This is a genomic window from Vibrio sp. 10N.286.46.A8 (genome assembly GCF_041470165.1).
Lineage (GTDB): Bacteria > Pseudomonadota > Gammaproteobacteria > Enterobacterales > Vibrionaceae > Vibrio > Vibrio tasmaniensis_A.
Map to the genome: position 1 here is coordinate 1 of NZ_JBFRLX010000302.1, position 2876 is coordinate 2876.

The 2876-nt window shown below is 43.9% G+C and carries 2 protein-coding genes; both read left to right on the forward strand.

What is annotated here, in order from left to right; translation table 11 throughout:
• Positions 1–1416: acetoacetate--CoA ligase (locus AB4232_RS21820; RefSeq protein ID WP_372088002.1), on the forward strand; the 1416-nt coding region annotated here is incomplete at its 5' end.
• 527 nt (positions 1417–1943) lie between these two features.
• Positions 1944–2873 (forward strand): carbamate kinase, encoded by a 930-nt coding sequence (locus AB4232_RS21825; protein WP_102332320.1) that lies wholly within the window; start codon positions 1944–1946, stop codon positions 2871–2873.
• Positions 2874–2876 lie beyond the last annotated feature (3 nt).

A 2876-nucleotide genomic window follows, 5' to 3' on the forward strand; every position in this document is an offset into this window, starting at 1 on the left:
GAGAGCGTGATTGAGCGCTTTGGCCAAGTGAAACCTAAGGTGCTTTTCACCTGTGACGGCTACACCTTCAATGGCAAGACGTTCGATATGACGGACAAAAACCGTGAAATCATCGAACACTTAAACGAATTAAAACAGGTGTGTCAGATCGGCTATTTAAAGAACAATGATTTTGAGCATGACGTGTCACTCCAAAACTGGCACAGCATCATCAATCAGTATCAACCAAAACCTCTTCGATTTACTCGTGTCGACTTCAATGAACCTCTGTTTGTACTCTACTCTTCTGGCACCACCGGCAAGCCAAAATGTATTGTGCATTCTGTTGGCGGCACCATCATCAACCACCTAAAAGAGCATCAACTTCACTGCGATATTAAACCAAGAGATCGCGTGTTCTACTACACCACTTGTGGTTGGATGATGTGGAACTGGCACGTCTCTGCGCTCGCCAGCGGGGCTTGTTTGGTGATCTTTGATGGTAGCCCGGTTTATCCGCAACCTAGCGTTCTGTGGGATTTAGCGCAGCGAGCTGATGTATCGACATTTGGCACCTCAGCCAAGTACCTAGAAGCGATTGAGAAAGCGGAACTCTCACCGATCGACAGCCACTCTCTTCCCCACTTAAGAACACTGTGCTCGACGGGTTCAGTGCTCTACCCTGAGCAATTCGATTACGTCTACAAACACATCAAGCAAGACCTACATTTGGCGTCTATTTCTGGCGGCACGGATATTTGTGGCTGCTTTGTTTTAGGCAACCCTATCTCGCCGGTGTATCGTGGTGAGTGCCAACAGGCAGGGCTCGGCGTCGACATCAAGGTGTTCAATTCGTCTGGTCACAAGGTTAATCATGAACGTGGCGAACTGGTGTGTACCAACTCCCTACCCAACTTCCCTGTTGGCTTCTGGAATGACACCGGAGAGCGCTATCACAGCACCTATTGGGATAGGTTCGATAATGTGTGGCATCACGGCGATGAAGTCGCACAGAGCGTTCATGGTGGCTATCTGTTCTACGGGCGAGGCGACACCACACTCAACCCTGGTGGTGTGCGAATTGGTACTGCCGAGATCTACCAGCAAGTGAACACTATTGAAGGCATTGTGGATTCGATAGCAGTCGGCAAAGACATCGACCGCAACGAGCAGATATGGCTGTTTGTCCAACTGCAGCAAGATGTGAGTCTAGATGAAACGTTACTGACAGCCATCAGAAGTAAACTCAAATCATCTTGCTCACCAAGGCATGTGCCAAGCCAGATATTTGCGATCAGCGATGTGCCAAAAACACGCTCAGGCAAGTTGGTGGAATTGGCGGTGAAACAGGTTGTAAATGGTAAGGATGTAGAAAACCTCGGGGCAATTGCTAACGCCGAGGTTTTGGAAGAAATAAAGCGCGTTGTTTCGCTTTAGCTTTAGCCTTAGAAAGTGGCTAACTATCTCCAATTTTCACTTGGCTGTCAGATAACATCTAGAGTAAAGGCAGCCGATTGAAAACTAAATCGAAGCCACTCTTTGAGCTCATGAACCCTCTCATCTGTTTGGCTTCGTGCCTTTTCTAAAGATCTTAATGCGATCTGAACGTCATATTTAAAACAAAATTTGAAAATTAATCATTTTATAGCCAGAGATAATATTCACTAAAGACGAATCATTTATACAAAAAAAGAGTCCACTACTGGATTGTATCCAAGCTTATGGATATTTAATCGAATTACAATAACTCCCGTTTCCACAGCTCCATTTCTAGTGAAATGATAATTTGATAGCTATCACATTTAGAACAGTTATTTTCCCATACTATCTCGGCATGTTAATTACTTAAGAGTAATTAAAAAAACTAGTCACTCCTATTAATAAGCTTGAATTTAATTAGAAACAAGCGGTTAATCCCTACGTAAAATAAATAAAATCATTATTAAATGATCGGAGACATTATCATGCGCATAGTATTAGCTTTAGGCGGTAACGCTCTTTTAGCAAGAGGCCAAGCATTAACGGCTGAGAACCAACGTGAAAATATAATAAAATCAGCGGCGAGTATTGCCGCGATCGCACGCGAGCATGAGATTGTTATCGTTCATGGTAATGGCCCACAAGTAGGTTTGTTGATGGAACAAAACGCGGCTTATAGCGAATATTCGCCAGAGACTACCCCATACCCAATGGATGTACTCGGCTCTCAAACCTGTGGCATGGTGGGCTACATGTTACAACAAGAGCTAAGAAACATTGACCCTGAATTAGACGTAGCGACGCTAGTCACGCAAACTGAAGTATGCAAAAAAGACCCTGCGTTTGCTAACCCGACAAAATTTGTTGGGCCTGTATATACAGAGCAACGAGCTAAAGAATTAATGGCTCAAAGCACAATGCAGTTTAAAGCTGATGGCGAGTACTACCGACGCGTTGTGCCTTCTCCTATGCCAAAAAGCATTGTTGAAATTCAGCAAATTGAAACTCTTCTAGATACAGAAAACCTTGTTATCGCTTGTGGCGGCGGCGGTGTTCCCGTGAGTATTGAGCAAGGTAAGAGTACTGGCGTAGAGTGCGTAATTGACAAAGATCTTACGGCTGAACTACTGGCTGAAAAAATCCATGCCGATTTATTTATTATCTTAACCGATGGTTCGATTTTCCGTAACTATGGTAAAGAAGACCAAGCAGAAATGAAGCAAGCAACGCCTGCTGGTTTAGCAGAGTTTTCATTCCCTGCCGGTTCTATGGGACCAAAAATTGATGCCGTGTGTAAGTTCGTTGAAGCTGGATTGGGTAATGCGGCGATTGGTTCATTATTTGATTTAGATAAAATAATTACCAATGAAGCTGGTACTCTGATTACAAAAGGCGAAGGTGTTGTTTATTATTAATAT